Annotated in this window: 11 protein-coding genes and 1 pseudogene; 5 read left to right on the top strand and 7 right to left on the bottom strand. The window is 69.7% G+C overall.

What is annotated here, in order from left to right; genetic code table 11:
- A pseudogene (locus tag ACFVVM_RS13270) lies at window positions 1-340 on the top strand (TetR/AcrR family transcriptional regulator); the annotation flags it as partial.
- A 1-nt stretch (window position 341) separates the two neighbouring features.
- Here ACFVVM_RS13270 and ACFVVM_RS13265 read toward each other — a convergent pair.
- Complete coding sequence (locus ACFVVM_RS13265) at window positions 342-965, bottom strand: TIGR03085 family metal-binding protein (RefSeq protein ID WP_387617131.1); 624 nt, start codon at window positions 963-965, stop codon at window positions 342-344.
- 162 nt (window positions 966-1,127) lie between these two features.
- Here ACFVVM_RS13265 and mfd point away from each other — a divergent pair, with 162 nt between their 5' ends.
- Entirely contained in the window at window positions 1,128-4,742 is a 3,615-nt protein-coding gene (mfd, locus tag ACFVVM_RS13260; RefSeq protein ID WP_387617129.1) for a transcription-repair coupling factor, read from the top strand.
- The gene (locus tag ACFVVM_RS13255; protein ID WP_387617127.1) at window positions 4,739-5,446 is read left to right on the top strand and encodes a MazG family protein; all 708 of its coding nucleotides are present in this window, start codon (window positions 4,739-4,741) and stop codon (window positions 5,444-5,446) included. The genes mfd and ACFVVM_RS13255 overlap by 4 nt, the downstream gene beginning before the upstream one ends.
- Window positions 5,447-5,487: 41 nt before the next feature.
- On the opposite strand, the gene ACFVVM_RS13250 is transcribed toward ACFVVM_RS13255, so the two are convergent.
- A complete protein-coding gene (locus tag ACFVVM_RS13250; RefSeq protein WP_387617125.1) occupies window positions 5,488-6,075 on the bottom strand; it encodes a hypothetical protein in 588 nt (195 codons plus the stop codon).
- A 213-nt stretch (window positions 6,076-6,288) separates the two neighbouring features.
- Between ACFVVM_RS13250 and ACFVVM_RS13245 the strand changes: the two genes are divergently transcribed.
- Together ACFVVM_RS13245 and ACFVVM_RS13240 are read left to right on the top strand one after the other, a co-directional pair.
- Window positions 6,289-6,768, top strand: a complete 480-nt coding sequence (locus tag ACFVVM_RS13245) for a hypothetical protein (RefSeq protein ID WP_387617123.1) — start codon at window positions 6,289-6,291, stop codon at window positions 6,766-6,768.
- A gap of 56 nt (window positions 6,769-6,824) precedes the next feature.
- A complete protein-coding gene (locus tag ACFVVM_RS13240; RefSeq protein WP_387617121.1) occupies window positions 6,825-7,400 on the top strand; it encodes a TerD family protein in 576 nt (191 codons plus the stop codon).
- A 41-nt stretch (window positions 7,401-7,441) separates the two neighbouring features.
- Here the strand turns inward: ACFVVM_RS13240 and ACFVVM_RS13235 are convergent, their stop codons facing one another.
- From ACFVVM_RS13235 to ACFVVM_RS13215, 5 genes are all read right to left on the bottom strand, one after another.
- Window positions 7,442-8,833, bottom strand: coding sequence for an MATE family efflux transporter (locus ACFVVM_RS13235; protein ID WP_387617119.1), 1,392 nt, complete (start codon window positions 8,831-8,833; stop codon window positions 7,442-7,444).
- Between the two features lie 34 nt (window positions 8,834-8,867).
- Complete coding sequence (locus ACFVVM_RS13230; RefSeq protein WP_387617117.1) at window positions 8,868-9,902, bottom strand: PLP-dependent cysteine synthase family protein; 1,035 nt, start codon at window positions 9,900-9,902, stop codon at window positions 8,868-8,870.
- A 38-nt stretch (window positions 9,903-9,940) separates the two neighbouring features.
- Window positions 9,941-11,239 carry an alanine racemase gene (locus ACFVVM_RS13225; RefSeq protein WP_387617115.1) on the bottom strand — a complete coding sequence of 433 codons (1,299 nt, stop codon included), beginning with the start codon at window positions 11,237-11,239 and terminating at the stop codon, window positions 9,941-9,943.
- A gap of 103 nt (window positions 11,240-11,342) precedes the next feature.
- Window positions 11,343-12,353 carry an ornithine cyclodeaminase family protein gene (locus ACFVVM_RS13220; RefSeq protein WP_387617113.1) on the bottom strand — a complete coding sequence of 337 codons (1,011 nt, stop codon included), beginning with the start codon at window positions 12,351-12,353 and terminating at the stop codon, window positions 11,343-11,345.
- The gene (locus ACFVVM_RS13215; protein WP_387617111.1) at window positions 12,325-13,416 is read right to left on the bottom strand and encodes a TauD/TfdA family dioxygenase; all 1,092 of its coding nucleotides are present in this window, start codon (window positions 13,414-13,416) and stop codon (window positions 12,325-12,327) included. Before ACFVVM_RS13215 ends, ACFVVM_RS13220 begins: the two co-directional genes overlap by 29 nt.
- Window positions 13,417-13,691 lie beyond the last annotated feature (275 nt).

Genomic DNA, 13,691 nt, shown 5'->3' with positions numbered 1-13,691 from the left:
CGGGGCGATGCTCAAGCTCACCCACCAGATCGGTGACTATCGCGGCGCGCAGGGCGACAACATCGCCAAGACCTGGTCGGAGACCTACCGGGTGCTGGCCGAGCGCGCGATCGCCCAGGGCGATCTGGTCGCCGACCTCGACGCCGATGTGGTCGGCCTGCTGCTGCACGAGGTGACCGCGGGCGTGCACATCGTCGCGGTCGGCACCGAGTCGATCGAGGAGATGGCGGGCCGGATGGAACGCGCCTGGTACTTCCTGCTGCCCTCGCTGGTGCCCGCGGAGAAGCTGTCCTACTTCCGCGAGTTCGCCGCCCGCCGCCTGCGCCGCTACGTGGTCTGATTCAGACGCTGCGGTCGGCGGCGAGCACGGCCCGCACGTCGTCCTCGGCGCCCGCGGTCTCGATCCTGACCTCGTCGCGCCCGAAGGCGTGCAGCAGCAGTTCCGACGGCGGCCCGGTGAGCACGACCTCGGCGCCCTCGGCCTTGTGCGCGGTGAGCCGCTCGCCGTTCGGCGTCGCCAGCACGACCGCGGCCGGTGACTTGCGGTAGGCCCCGCGGGCGACGGCGCGCAGCGCGGTCCACAGCCGCGCCTCGTCGCGCTCGGCCAATTGCCTTGGCTCCCAGCCGGGTTCGGCGCGGCGCACGTCCTCGTGGTGGATGTACATCTCGGTGAGGTTGACCATCGCGTCGACCGGGCGCAGCGGCGACCACCACGGCGGGCCGGTGCGGATCTGCTCGGTGAGTTCGGCGAAGGAGCGCTGCGCGATCTGGGCCTGCTTGGCGTCGAGGTAGCCCGACAGCGGGCGCACCAGGATGCCGATCGCGGCATCGGGCCTGCGTTCGCGCACCACCAGGTGCGCCGCGAGGTCGTGCACGGTCCAGGTTCCGCACAGCGTCGGCGCGTCGGGACCCGCCTCGATCATCGATTCCACCAGGGCGCGGCGTTCGCGTTGAGCCAGACTCACGACTCGACCCTACGCGCCCGGCGCACCGGTGCCCAACGCGTCCGCGGCCCCGGTGCGCGGGGCGATGGGCAGGTCGAACGGGCTGTTCGGGGAGTGTCGGTGCCGGTGATTAGACTTCGATACGGCTCGTCGACCCTTCCGTCCGCGTATTCAGGAGCGAACATGTCCTCCCTTCGTCCTCCGCTCGCCGGCCTGGCCGAGGCGGCCGGGGGTGATGCCGCGCTGCGCACGGTCGCCGACCTGATCGGCAAGTCCGGTGTCGAGCTGGTCGCGCCGTCGGCGGTGCGTCCGTTCGTCGCCGCCACGATCACCCAGCAGCAGCCGCTGGTCGTGGTCACCGCGACCGGGCGCGAGGCCGACGACCTGACCGTGGAGCTGGCCGAGATCCTCGGCCCGTCGGTGGCGATGTTCCCGTCCTGGGAGACGCTGCCGCACGAGCGGCTCTCACCCGGCCCCGACACCGTCGGGCGCAGGCTCGAGGTGTTGCGCAGGCTGGCCCACCCCGAGGACACGAACTTCGCCGAACCGCTGCGCGTGGTGGTGACCACGGTGCGCTCGCTGATGCAGCCGATGACGGCGGGTCTCGGCGACATCGAGCCGATCGTGCTGCGCGTCGACGGCGAGTCCGATTTCGACGAATTGCTCGCTCGCCTGGTGGAATTCGCCTACACCCGGGTCGACATGGTCGGCAAACGTGGCGAGTTCGCGGTGCGCGGCGGCATCCTCGACCTGTTCCCGCCCACCGCGGATCATCCGGTGCGCGTGGAGTTCTGGGGCGACGAGGTGACCGAGATCCGCCCGTTCTCCGTCGCCGACCAGCGCTCGCTCGGTGACCTCACCCTCGACACCATCGTCGCGCCGCCGTGTCGCGAGCTGCTGCTCACCGCGCCCGTGCGCGAACGGGCCGCCGCCGTCGCGGCCGACAACGCCGCCGACGCCGCCCTGGTCGAGATGCTGGACAAGATCGCCGAGGGCATCCCGGTCGACGGCATGGAGGCCCTGCTGCCGGTGCTGGCCCCCGGCAAGCTGAGCCTGCTCACCGAGGCGCTGCCCGCGGGCACCCATCTGCTGCTGTGCGATCCGGAGAAGATCCGCACCCGCGCCGCCGATCTGGTGCGCACCGGCGAGGAGTTCCTCGAAGCCTCCTGGACCGCCGCCTCGTTCGGCAGCGATGCCCCGCTGGGCGCGCACGGCCTCGACCTGGCCGCCTCCGGCTACCGCAACCTGCCCGAATTGCATTCCAGCGCCGACGAACTCGGCCTGCCGTGGTGGACGCTGAGCCCGCTGAGTTCCGGCGACCCGGTCGAGGTGAACCTGCCGGTGCTGGCCGGGCCCACCGCGCGCGGGTCCGAGGAACTGGTCGCCACCATCTTCGCCTCGCTGCGCGCCCACGTGGCCACCGGCGGGCGCGCGGTCGTCGTGGTCACCGGCCACGGCACGGCCCAGCGCGTGCTGGAACGGCTCGGCGAGGCCGAGGTCCCCGCGGCCCTGCTGGCCGCGGGCGCGGTGCCGGAACCGGGCGTGGTCGGGGTGCTGTGCGGTTCGCTGCACGACGGCCTGATCTTCGACGACGCCGGACTGGTCGTCGTCGCCGAATCCGATCTCACCGGCAACCGGGTCACCGCACCCACCGAGGGCAAGCGGCTGCCCGCCAAGCGCCGTAACCAGGTCGACCCGCTGGCCCTGTCCGCGGGCGACATGGTGGTGCACGACCAGCACGGCATCGGCCGCTTCGTCGAGATGATCGAGCGCACCGTGGGCGGCGCGCGCCGGGAGTACCTGGTCATCGAGTACGCGCCGGGCAAGCGCGGCCAGCCCGGCGACCGGCTGTTCGTGCCGATGGAATCGCTCGATCAGCTCTCCCGCTACGTCGGCGGCGAACTGCCGAGCCTGTCCAAGCTCGGCGGCTCGGACTGGGCGAACACGAAACGCAAGGCGCGCAAGGCGGTTCGCGAGATCGCGGGCGAACTGGTGCAGCTCTACGCCGCGCGCCAGGCCGCGCCCGGGCACGCCTTCGCCCCGGACACGCCATGGCAGCAGGAGATGGAGGACGCCTTCGCGTTCACCGAGACCGTCGACCAGATGACCGCCATCACCGACGTGAAGTCCGACATGGAGAAGGCGGTCCCGATGGACCGCGTGGTCTGCGGTGACGTCGGCTACGGCAAGACCGAGATCGCGGTGCGCGCGGCGTTCAAGGCGGTCCAGGACGGCAAGCAGGTCGTGGTGCTCGTCCCGACCACGCTGCTGGCCCAGCAGCACCTGCAGACCTTCACCGAGCGCGTCGCCGGGTTCCCGGTCACGGTGAAGGGGCTCTCGCGCTTCACCGATGCCGCCGAGTCCAAGGAGATCATGGCAGGTATGGCCGACGGCACGGTCGACATCGTGGTCGGCACCCACCGCCTGCTGCAGACCGGCGTGCACTGGAAGGACCTCGGCCTGGTCGTGGTCGACGAGGAGCAGCGCTTCGGTGTCGAGCACAAGGAACACATCAAGGCGCTGCGCACCCACGTCGACGTGCTCACCATGTCGGCCACCCCGATCCCGCGCACCCTGGAGATGAGCCTGGCCGGTATCAGGGAGATGTCGACCATCCTCACCCCGCCCGAGGAGCGCCACCCCGTGCTCACCTACGTGGGCGCCTACAACGACAAGCAGGTCACCGCCGCCATCCGCCGCGAGCTGATGCGCGACGGCCAGGTGTTCTACGTGCACAACCGGGTGTCCTCGATCGACAAGGCCGCCAAGAAGATTCGCGATCTGGTGCCCGAGGCGCGGGTGGTCGTCGCACACGGTCAGATGAACGAGGACCAGCTCGAACGCACCGTGCAGGGCTTCTGGGAACGCGAATACGACGTGCTGGTCTGCACCACGATCATCGAGACCGGCCTCGACATCTCCAATGCCAACACCCTGCTCGTGGAGCGCGCCGACTCCCTCGGCCTGTCCCAGCTGCACCAGCTGCGCGGTCGCGTCGGCCGGTCCCGCGAGCGCGGTTACGCCTACTTCCTGTACCCGCCGGAGAAGCCGCTCACCGAGACCGCCTACGACCGGCTGGCCACCATCGCCCAGAACTCCGATCTCGGCGCCGGTATGGCCGTGGCGATGAAGGACCTCGAGATCCGTGGCGCGGGCAATGTGCTCGGCGCCGAACAGTCCGGTCACGTCGCCGGGGTCGGGTTCGACCTGTACGTGCGGCTGGTCGGTGAGGCCGTGGAGGCCTATCGCGCGGCCGCCGACGGCAAGCCGATCGTCACCGAGGAGAACAAGGAGGTGCGCATCGACCTGCCGGTGGACGCGCACATCCCGCCCGACTACATCGCCAGCGACCGGCTGCGCCTCGAGGCCTACCGCAAGCTCGCCTCCGCCCAGGACGACGCGGCGCTGGCCGCGGTCGTGGAGGAGCTGGTCGACCGGTACGGCCCGCTGCCGGTGGAGGTCGGCAGGCTGGTGTCGGTGGCCAAGTTGCGCCTGCTCGCGCGGTCCTACAGCGTGTCCGAGATCGTGGTCACCGGAACGACACTCAAGGTCGCACCGCTGACCCTGCCCGATTCCAAGCAGCTCCGGCTCAAGCGGATCTACCCCAGCGCCACCTATCGTCCGGCCAGCGGCCTGGTCCAGCTCCCGCTGCCGCGGGTCACCGACAGTGTCGGCGCCGACCGGGTGCGCGATGTGGCCGTGCTGCAGTTCGTCGCGGATCTGCTGCTCGCGCTGGACGGCAAACCCCAAGGGATGGTGGATCTCTCGGTGCCGACCGAAGCCACGGCGGCCCGATGAGCGGCGAGTTCTCGCAGGAGGCGGCCGATACCGCCGTCGTCGCGGCGGGCCTGGCCGATGCCGTCGAGGTGATGGACCGGCTCTGGCATTTCGGCGGCTGGGAGACCGCCCAGACCCACGACTCGCTGCGCCCCTACCTGCTCGAGGAGACCTACGAGCTGCTCGACGCCATCGGCGCCGGCGACGCCGAGACCATCAAGGAGGAACTCGGCGACCTGCTGCTACAGGTCCTGTTCCACTCCCGGATCGCCGAGGCCGCAGGCGAATTCACCGTCGACGAGGTGGCCGCCGCGCTCGTGGACAAGCTCGTGCACCGCAGCCCGCACCTGATCGCGGCCGATCTGCCCGCCGACACCTCGGTGGCCGACAAGATCGCCGCGCAGGAGAAGGCCTGGGAGGAGCGCAAATCCGCGGAGAAGGCCCGCCGCTCCTGCCTCGACGGCATCGCCATGGCCCAACCCGCGCTGGCGCTGGCCGAGAAGGTCCGCGCCCGCAGCGCCCGCGCCGGACTGCCCGACGACCTGGTCCCCGCCGCGCTGCGGGTGGTCGAACTCGGCGGTCCCGACAGTGCCGAGGAGCGCCTGCGCAAGGCCACGCTGGCCTTCGCCGATGCCATCCGCGCTGCCGAAGACGCCGCGGAATCCGCACGCGGAGAACGCCTTCCGCTCACGGCGGAGGACTGGCGGGCCTTCTGGCCGCACTGACCAGCGGCCGACGCGTCAACGGTCGCGGCGGTGACGACAGGTCATGGCACCACGACATCGACGCCCATCGGGATACCGGGATGGTCGGTGGTGAGATCGATGTGCACCCGGCCCGGCCCGGTGGGCAGATACACCGACGGCGCCTTGCGATCGAGTTCCTCGGGCGTGCAGAAGGTATTGATGCACAGGAACGGTTCCAGGTAGCGGGTTTCCGCACCCGCCGCGCCGGTGTCGAGATTGCGCCAGTGCAGTGTGGCGTGCAGATTACAGGCGCCGATCGGGTTGCTGGGAGTGAGCCACCACCCCGAGATGAGCTGCAGTGTCACGAAATGCTCGGCGCCGATGGGCGTGCCCCGGTGATAGGCGTTGGTGCTCACCGGACCGTCGTAGGCCGCGCCGGAGGCGGTGAGCGGGCCCGCGCAGATGCCTTCGCCCATGGTCGCTGTCGGCCCGATCGTCACCGGAACGCGCGCGCACGGTCGCGGGCCCTCGGAGGAGTAGAAGGGCACGCAGCCCTCGGTCCCACCGGTGGGAGTGATGGCGGGCTCGGCCTGTGCGAGCATCGGTGTCAAGGCGGCGACACCCAGGAGCGTGACCGCGGCGGCACGCAGCGAATTCCGAATGATCATCACACCAGCCTGTCGTCGACGAGCTTCGATCAGTTACCGATGGGCTAACGATACGCCGCCGGTTCCGGAACCTCACAGGGTCTGAGACGTTGCTGAGATGTGGTGGTCAATCCTCGCTGTGCCAGCGAGCAAGGGCCGCAGCGAATTAGACTCAGGGGGCGCGCACCGTTCGCGGTGGGCGCGTCGTGTCCGACGATCGTCGAGGTGAGGCAGATGGCAACTGGAATCGAACCCGCACAGCAGGAGACCGCGATCGATCACCCAGAACTGGATGTGTTGCCGGTCTGGCCACAGGAGACCATCGCGGTGCTGGTGACCACCGATGCCGGTCCGCACGCGATCCCCGTGTCGTGGCCGGTGCGCGCAGGTGACCGCCGGATTCTGCTCAGTCTGAAGTCCGATCGCGGCTCGCTGGCCCGGTTGCGGGCGCAGCCGCAGGTGGCGTTGCTGATCCTGGGTGGCGGTAATGTCGCGCTGTGTGCGCGCGGACGGGCCACCGTGCTCGCCGAGCAGATGCCGTCGGCGGCCGATTACACGGCCGTGCAGCTCGATGTCGAGGTGATCGACGACCACCGGCAGTCGGCCTTCGCGGTCGACCGTGGCATCCAGCGCACCGTGCTCGACGACACCGAGCTGCGCGCGCTGGAGGGTCGGGTCGAGACCCTGCGGTCCTGGGTGGACGACAAGCACTGACCCGGCCGAACGACGTAAGTTCCCCTACAGCACACCATCTGGACAGAAGGGTTTTCATGAGCGTCACACTGGCCAAGGGCGGCAATGTCTCGCTGTCGAAGCAGACCGACAATCTCACCAAGATCGCGGTGGGTCTCGGCTGGGACGTCCGCACCACGACCGGCGCCGACCACGACCTCGACGCCAGTGCGCTGGCGACCGGCGCCAACCTGAAGGTGCTCTCCGACCAGCACTTCATCTTCTACAACAACCTGCGCTCGCCGGAGGGCACGATCGAGCACACCGGTGACAACCTGACCGGTGAGGGCGACGGCGACGACGAGATCATCAACGTCGATCTGGCCGCCACCCCGCCCTCGATCACCAACATCTTCTTCCCGGTGTCGATCCACGACGCTCAGGCCCGCGGCCAGTCCTTCGGGCAGATCCGCAACGCCTACATCCGCGTCACCGACGCCAACACCGGCGTCGAACTGGCTCGCTACGACCTGTCCGAGGACGCGTCGACCGAAACCGCCATGGTCTTCGGCGAGCTGTACCGGCACAACGCCGAGTGGAAGTTCCGGGCCATCGGCCAGGGTTACGCGTCGGGCCTGGCGGGGATCGCCCGCGATTACGGTGTGAACATCTAGGACCGGGGAGGGAGGCGGTCGAGAGGTCGACCGCCTCCGTCTCAGCTCGCCTGTGTCGCCGGGATCCGCCGCGGCCGGGCCGTGCCGGCCTGGTCGAGCAGGGCGAAGTACTTGCGGAGCATGAGGGCCGCGGTGGTCGCCAGGCCCGCCGTGAGACCCCACCAGACGCCCGCGGCGCCCAGGTGCAGCGGGAAGGCGAACAGGAGGGCCGCCGGGAGGCCGACGCCCCAATAGCCGATCAGGGACAGGCGGAAGCCCGCCGAGGTCTCCTTCAGACCGCGCAGCAGGCCGGTGCCGATGTTCTGGGCGGCGTCGAAGAACTGCAGCACGATGCCGATGAGCAGCAGCGTGTGCGCGATCGCGAGGGTGTCGGTGTCGGTGCTCTCCAGGAACGGGGCCAGCACGAGGTTCGGCGCCAGCACGTAGACCGCGCCGGTGACCACGGCGAGGACCGCCGCGTGCCGCAGCGCCAGCCAGGCCAGCGCTTTGGCGTGGCTGTGCTCGTCGCGCGCCACGGCCTCGCTGACCAGGATCGATGCGCCGTGCGAGATACCGATCGCCACCTGGAACACGATGTAGATGATCTGGTAGACCACATTGTGCGCGGCCAGCGCGGCGGGCCCGAAGCTGCCCATCACCAGCGCGAGCACCGAGAACATCCCGGCCTCGGAGCCGTAGGTGAGCGCGATGGGGGTGCCGAGGCGCAGTTCCGCGCGGACCATCGACCAGCGCACCGGCCACGGCCGCGACGGCAGGGTCGCGCCGAGCCGCTCGTCGCGGCGCACCATCGCCCAGAACACCGCGAAGGTGATCAGGAAGACCAGCGAGGTCGCGATGCCGACCCCCGTGAGCCCGAAGGCGGGCAGACCGGCCCAGCCGTGGATGAACGCCAGCGCGAGCACCAGGTTCAGCGCCACCGAACCCAGCGTCACCAGCAGCAGCGCCTGCGGCCGCTGCATGCCGACGGTGTATTGCCGCAGCACCTGGAACCACAGACACGGCAGCAGGCCCGGTGCCAGCGCGATCATCATCGGGCGTGCCGCCGCCAGCACGCCTTCGTCCTGCCCGAGCCAGGGCAGTACCCAGCCGAGGCCGATCAGCAGCGCGCCACCGGCCAGACCGGCCAGGGTGGCGATGACGAACGCGGCCCGCACGATCGCGCGGACCTCGCCGTCGGCCGAGCGACCGCGCTTGCCCGCGGCGCTCACCGCGCCCGCGATCTGGTTCCCGCTGCCGGTGATCAACCCGACGCACATGGTGCGGATCTGGTTGAACAGCACGAGCGCGAGGCCACCGGCGGCGACCTCGCGCACGCCGAGCGTGCCCATCAGGGCGAGATTGGTCGTCGAGATCGCGACCTGCGCCAGCTGGGTGAGCGCGATCGGCGTCGCCAGCCTGGCCAACGCGCTGCTGTCGGTGATCCTGCCGGTCACCACCGCACCCTGTTCGTGCGGCGCGCGATCGCGCTCACCTGACCTCCATCAATTCGTCGTGGCGGCGCAGCGGGGAATAGCGGCGCAGCAGGGTGGTCACCGCGCATTCGGCGGCGGGGTCGAGCAGCTCGCGCGCGCTCATCCAGTCGTCGTCGAAGACCGTGTCGAGGTACTTCTCGCCGCCGTCGCAGACGATGGTCACCACGGTCGATCCGGCGGGGAACTCCTCGAGGCGCGCCAGGGCATTGTGCACCGAACCGCCCGCCGATCCGCCGATCAACAGCCCGTGTGTCCTGGCGACGGCGCGCGTGGTGGCGAAGGCGTCGACATCGCTGACCTTCACGCCCTCGTCGAGCAGGGCGTAGTCGACGGCGGTGCCGATGGTCGCGCCGGGCGGGGTGCCGGTGCCCGACTGCCAGTACGGACCGCCCTCGCCGCCGAAGGCGATCGAGCCGACGGGTTCCACGCCGATCACCCTGGCCGGTTTGCCGAGATCGCGCAACCGCGTGGCGGTACCGAACAGCGAGCCGCCGGTGCCGACCGCCGAGAGCAGGATGTCGACCCGTTCGACCTCGGCCAGCAACTCCTCGGCCACCGCGTAGTAGCCGACGGCGTTGGCGTCGTTGTTGTGCTGTTCGGTGAAGTAGGCGTCGTCACGGGCGGCCGCCATCGCCTCGGCGAGATCCTCTCGTGCCGAGGTGGCCAGCTCGTCGTCGCCGTCGTCGGCGACGAACACCAGGTCGGTGCCCATGGCTCGCATCGCGCGCAGTTTGTCCTTACAGGCGTGGTTGTCGACCACGGCGGTGAATCGGTAGCCACGTTCGGCCGCTACCACCGCCAGGCCGAGTCCGGTGTTGCCGGACGTCGACTCGATGATATGCCCGCCATCGCGCAGCAAACCCCGCTGCTCCGCGTCGAGCACCATCGAACGGGCCATTCTGATCTTCGCGGCGCCGGTCGGATTGAACTGTTCGAGCTTGAGTAACAGTCGGGTACCGGTGTCGGTGACGGCGAGTTCGAACAGGGGAGTGCGGCCGATCAGATCCGTCACGCGCGTGACGAGAGCCATGGGGTGTTCCTCCATCGGGATTCGGGAGCTCGGGTGGATCAGCGGGGTGGCGCGTCCAGACGCCAGCGCAGCCGGTCGGCGCCTGCGGACAGGACCACTTTCGGCGGAAGCGGCAGTTCGTGGAACGGGGACTCGTTGGAGTCCATCTGATACCCGGCGGTGTTCGGGTAGACGAGCAGATCGCCGACGCGGGCGCGCCGGGGCAGCGGGATGCGCCGCCTGCTCAACAGGTCGGACTCCAGACAGGTACTGGCGCCGACGCTGGTCGGGGTGTGGTGGCCGGGGTGTGCGGGCCACAGCACCGGATCGGGCAGGTATTCGCTGTCGAACCACTGCTCGGAAAGGCTCAAGCTGGTGCCGTCGACGGTGAGGATGTCATACGGCTCGGCCCCGACCGTACGCGACTTCACCCCTTGCACGCGGAAGACCGAGCTACCCGCCCGGTCGAGCAGGGCGCGGCCGGGTTCCACGGCGAGGCGAATGCCGTTGTCGCGCAGTCGTTCGGCGAGGCCGTGGTGGGTGAGGATCGCGGTGAGCATCGCCGCGCCCGGCACCGGGAAGTGGTACGGGTAGTACCCGCTCCTGGGCGGGCTCGCGTGGAACCAGTTGTCGCTGACGGTGTCCCGGAACCGGGCCCAGGATTCGGCGTCGAGGTAGTCGACCCCGAAGCCGCCGCCGATCGAGATGGTGTCGGCCGGATGGCCCTGCGCGCGGGCGCGCAGGCAGAGCTCGACCAGCGCGGCGGCCTGCTCCGAGCGTGCGACGGCGTCGTAGCCGGACAGGTGGAAGCTGAAGCCCGACAGGGTGATCGGTCCGCCGGGACGCAGCTGCTCGACGGCCTGACGCAGTTCCTCGGAATCGAGACCGAATCGACTGGTCGAGCCCTCGGGCAGCACCCGCAGCACGATGCGGGCCGGAATACTCAGTCCGACAAGCAGTTCGAGCTCGTCGAGCGAGTCGACCGCGATCAGCGCCCGATGTCGCGCCGCCAGCCACAACAGGTCAGCGGACTTGGCGGGCCCGGTGATCATCAGATCCTCGCCCCGCACCCCCTGCGCCAACGCCGCGACCAACTCGCCCGCACTGGCGACATCGATCCCGGCACCGCTGACCGCGCACGCCCGCGCCACACACGCCGCCTTGTTCGCCTTCTTCCCGAAGTACACGAACCCGTCGACCCCGGCCTGGACGAATGCCTCCTGAAAAGCGGTGACATTGCGTACGACCCGCTCGGGGAACAGCACATGAAACGGCCCACCGACCGCTTCGGCGATGTCCCCGAGCAACTGCGGGTCGTCGAGCAGCCGCCGTTCCACCGCGTCGACATACGCGGGCATCGGTGGTGCGCAGTGCGCTTGTGCCCCAGACGAACTCCCCTCCGCGCACAATCTGTGCGCGGAGGCGTCGGCTGCCGTGCTCATCGACGAGCCCCGGCACCCGCTAGTCCCACAGCGGCACCTCGGTACCCCGTCCCTCGGCGATGGCGCGGGTGGCCAGCGCGTGGGCGACCGCGATGTCGGTGAGCACCAGGCCGCTGTTGTAGACGAAGATCTTCTCGTCCTCGCTGCGGCGGGCGGGCCTGCTGCGGGTGAGGATCTGCGGGAGTTCGGCGTCGACCGAGCGCAGGGTGCCGTCCGGTCCGACCATGTCGGTGCCGGTCAGCGCCATCTGGGCCGCGCTCGTGGCGACCACCCGATCGGCCTCGACCAGCGTCGACGGGGCGAGCCCGTAGCCGACCAGCACGGCCACCGAACCCGGTGCCAGATGCTCGGATTCGAGCGCGACCTGGGTGCCGGGACCGGCGGTCGCCAGCACCACATCGGCGGTTCCGGCCGCCGCGTACGGATCGTCGACCACCTCGAGCAGCGCGTGTGGCGCCGCCTCGGCCAGGTACGTGTGCACCGCCGCCAGTCCCTCGGTGTGTGTCCCGTAGACCATCAGCTTGCGCAGCTGCGGGTTCACCGCCAGCAGATGCGGCAGGGCGTTGCGGCCCTGGGTGCCGGTGCCGATGAGCAGCGCGCTCTCCGCACCCCGGCGCGCCGTCTCGCGCACCAGCAGCGCCGAGACCGCGGGCGTCCGCAGCGCGCCGACCCTGGCGCAGTCCATCATCGCGATCGGCGCACCGGTGGTGTCGTCGTAGAGGGTGATCGTGGTGTAGTACCGCTTGGTGCTGCGGTCGTGGCCGGGATCGAACTTGTAGGAGGTCTTCATGGCGACAACCCGGCGCCGGCCGTCGCGGCCCAGCATCGCGTAGGACACCGACGAACCGCCGGGATCGGCCACGCTCAGCTTGCGCGGGTTGTCGGATTCGCCCGCCGCGAAGGCGAGATAGGCCTCCTCGACGGCACGCACCACCTCGGCGGGCGTGATCGGCACGTCGGCCAGGTCGCTGCGGGAGAGCACCCGCAGCGGGATGCTCCGGTCACGGTTGTTCAACGGATCCTCGTTCATCTGTACTGCCCCGCTCTGCTGTCCGATCGGTGCTCGCCCGGAACGGCGCGACCACTCGCTGGCCGTACCCATTCTCGGACGACTCCTGCGCGCGCCGACGCCGTTCGGGCAGCCGGATGTTCACGCGCTTGAGCCAGCGATCGGTGCCGTCGTAGCGGGCACGGAAGGGCACCCGCCCGTGGACGGCGACGTCGTTGTCCACCAGCAGGATCTCGCCGGGGGCGAGCGCGGGGGCGTGGCAGACCCTGGCCAGCTCGGCGGTGAGCCGGGCGTAGGCGGAGCGGAACACCGGATCGGCGTCGTCGAGCGGGGTGTAGGCGGGATCGTAACGCAGTGTGGCGCCGCCGGTTTCATCGAGCCAGACGGTCGGCAGGGCGGGGGCGGGGTGATCGAAATCGGTGCCGTAGGACACGTCGGGCAGGATCGGCACCGTCGGGGTGGTGAGCGCGGCCAGGTCGTCGTCGGACAGCTCGACCCGCCGCACCGACGACACCGTGGTGGCGACCCGGTCCGGATTGCGCAGGCAGGCCAGCATCAGCAGGTTCGCGCGCCGGGCGTGGAAGGCGTCCTCGGTGTGCGGGCTGAGCAGGGTGGAACTGCTCGCGCCCGACTGCTCGTCCTCGTGCCCGGCCGCGGGCACGATGTTGTTGACCAGCCTGCCGTTCTGCTGCCCCTGCCAGCCGAACGGTTCGCCCGCGCACCGCGCCAGCAGCAGCATGGCGATATCGAGTTCCAGCGAACCCGAGTGCGCCGGATCGGCCGCCGATTCGGCGGCGGCCTGCCAATGCCGGGGTGTCGGACCGAATTCGGCGTCGTCCACGCGCAGGCCGCGCACCACCGTCGCCCCCGCCGCGGTGGCGGGCGGGCGGACGGCCGCGCGCACCGTATCGGGCAATTCACCGACACATTGCTCGATCTCGGCGAGCAATGCCGGATCGTGCAATGTGGTGGTGTGTGTTTCGTCACCTAATCGGTGACGAATGTCGCGAGCGAGCGAGCGCACGGCAATAGCGGCGTCGGGCTCTAGCTCGCGATGTTCGATGTCGTGCAGGTGAAGTGTCATACGTTCGGACAGAACGCTTTTCACCGGCCTTCCCTTCTTCGCATCGGTCGAACGCGGGTGATGTGGAGACTCGATGTGCGAAGGTAGTGCTTGGTATCTAATTAGGCAAGACTTACCTAAAGCGTTGACTCGTAAATAGCCAATTCATATAACGAAGCTTTCTACCCCAAAGCCTGCGGTGATGGAAATCCGGGGGTGTGTTCGGCGCGCTGCGGTTCGGTATCGGTCGTGATGATCACCACCATCCGGCATCCATTTCAGGTTAGCCTCGCCTG

It is taken from the genome of Nocardia sp. NPDC058176, from assembly GCF_042883805.1.
In the GTDB taxonomy this organism is placed as follows: Bacteria; Actinomycetota; Actinomycetes; order Mycobacteriales; family Mycobacteriaceae; genus Nocardia.
Note: the sequence above shows the minus strand (reverse complement) of the source record. Positions and strands in the feature narration are given on the sequence as shown.

Coding starts and splice junctions, on each gene's coding strand:
- ACFVVM_RS13250 (WP_387617125.1), bottom strand. CDS start 6,075: ATGATCATTCGGAATTCGCTGCGTGCCGCCGCGGTCACGCTCCTGGGT.
- ACFVVM_RS13255 (WP_387617127.1), top strand. CDS start 4,739: ATGAGCGGCGAGTTCTCGCAGGAGGCGGCCGATACCGCCGTCGTCGCG.
- ACFVVM_RS13220 (WP_387617113.1), bottom strand. CDS start 12,353: ATGAACGAGGATCCGTTGAACAACCGTGACCGGAGCATCCCGCTGCGG.
- ACFVVM_RS13225 (WP_387617115.1), bottom strand. CDS start 11,239: ATGCCCGCGTATGTCGACGCGGTGGAACGGCGGCTGCTCGACGACCCG.
- mfd (WP_387617129.1), top strand. CDS start 1,128: ATGTCCTCCCTTCGTCCTCCGCTCGCCGGCCTGGCCGAGGCGGCCGGG.
- ACFVVM_RS13245 (WP_387617123.1), top strand. CDS start 6,289: ATGGCAACTGGAATCGAACCCGCACAGCAGGAGACCGCGATCGATCAC.
- ACFVVM_RS13230 (WP_387617117.1), bottom strand. CDS start 9,902: ATGGCTCTCGTCACGCGCGTGACGGATCTGATCGGCCGCACTCCCCTG.
- ACFVVM_RS13240 (WP_387617121.1), top strand. CDS start 6,825: ATGAGCGTCACACTGGCCAAGGGCGGCAATGTCTCGCTGTCGAAGCAG.
- ACFVVM_RS13215 (WP_387617111.1), bottom strand. CDS start 13,416: ATGACACTTCACCTGCACGACATCGAACATCGCGAGCTAGAGCCCGAC.